Raw genomic sequence first — 1,349 nt, 5'->3', positions numbered from 1 at the left:
CTCCCTCAATAAAGAAAGCAAAACCTCTCGATATCTCCGTTTTTCTTAGATTTTCATAGTAGTTTACCTGCCGGTAATCACTTAATAGTTGGGGGGAAATCACTTGAATGGATAAAATTAGACCTTTGGAGAAAAAAGAATTATAGCCCACTAACCAACAACTTACAGAAATTGGTGAATGAGTTAAATTATGATCGCACTGGTGGATGTCCACATTTCTCATGGAGGTCAACCCTCCCATGCCTCACAGAGTCTTCGCTCTCAAATTCCTTCGTCCAACCTTTCCATGAGGTGGATGTCAGCCATGCTGCCCCACAGGGTCCTTGCCCGTAATTTAGTTGCTTTGCCGACTAATCCGTGCTTCAAATGATACCCAAATATACATAACCAAGAAAACTCGCCTCTACTATTTTATCTAATCTAAAACTGAATCAAGCTGCTAGTTCCACCTTCTTTGATACTCGCATATGAGGAATATCCTTTAACATCTTTTCTTCATTAAATTCAAATTGCTTTTTACCCATGCTAAAGAAAATACGGATCAGTTTATTACATAAAGCAATAAGGGACTGCATCTTCTTTAATGGATTATCTGGACGTTGAGTATAGTAGGCATGTAATGCCTTAAATGCTGAATTTTTGGCAACCAGAATCATACAAACCCTGAACAACAGGGCTCGCAGCTTTTTCCGTCCCCTCTTTGTGATGGTTGTTTTCCCCTTATGCTTACCAGAGGTATTTTCTTTTAAGCTTAAGCCGGCCAGCTTAATAATTTGTCGGGGATGAGTATATTCCTTAAGGTCACCAACTTCTGCAAAGAAGCCCGCAACAGTGTCTCTACCAACACCTTTTATCGCTAACATTTGTGGTACACCTGGTATTTCATCAAGTAAACAATCTATTTTTGTATCCAATTCTTCGAATTTCAAGTGGATTAATTCATATTTAGCCAGAAGCGTTTTCAGCTCCAGTTTTGCCATTTCGGAGCCTTGTCGAAGTCCGATGGACTTACTGGCTGCTTGCTTTAACTTACGAATTTTGCTTAGACCTACACTTCGGGTCACGGTTTTTCTTAAGTGGGCTAACAGTTCGTGCTCAGTGAAATTTACTATTTCATGTGGTAAAGCATAGAGCTTTAAGAATTGTAATGCTGCTTTTCCCTCCCACTTCTTAAATACCGTTAGAAATTCTGGAAAGTACCGATCAATCCAGTTATGGACCTGGCCTTGGACCGTCTGAAGATCCTCTGTTAAAAGATCACGAATTTTCTTCGCCACCCGTAGTTCGGCATAAACTCCTTGTGGTATCGTAGGTTCGGCGTATCTTCCGTCTTTGACCAACTGTGCAAT

General features: G+C 40.5%; 2 protein-coding genes. Both read right to left on the bottom strand.

Annotated features, from left to right (window positions below):
• A partial coding sequence (locus tag ACFX4L_RS25360) for a hypothetical protein (protein ID WP_377406677.1) occupies nucleotides 1–223 on the bottom strand: 223 nt, incomplete at its 3' end.
• Nucleotides 224–431: 208 nt separating this feature from the next.
• Nucleotides 432–1,349, bottom strand: a 918-nt coding sequence (locus ACFX4L_RS25355) for a transposase (protein ID WP_377406675.1), incomplete at its 5' end; no start/stop codon positions are given.

Origin of the sequence: Peribacillus sp. YIM B13482 (genome assembly GCF_042787975.1) — a bacterium.
Classification (GTDB): Bacteria; Bacillota; Bacilli; order Bacillales; family DSM-1321; genus Peribacillus; species Peribacillus simplex_A.
The sequence above is the reverse complement of the archived record's forward strand: the minus strand, read 5'-3'. Positions and strand labels throughout refer to the sequence as shown.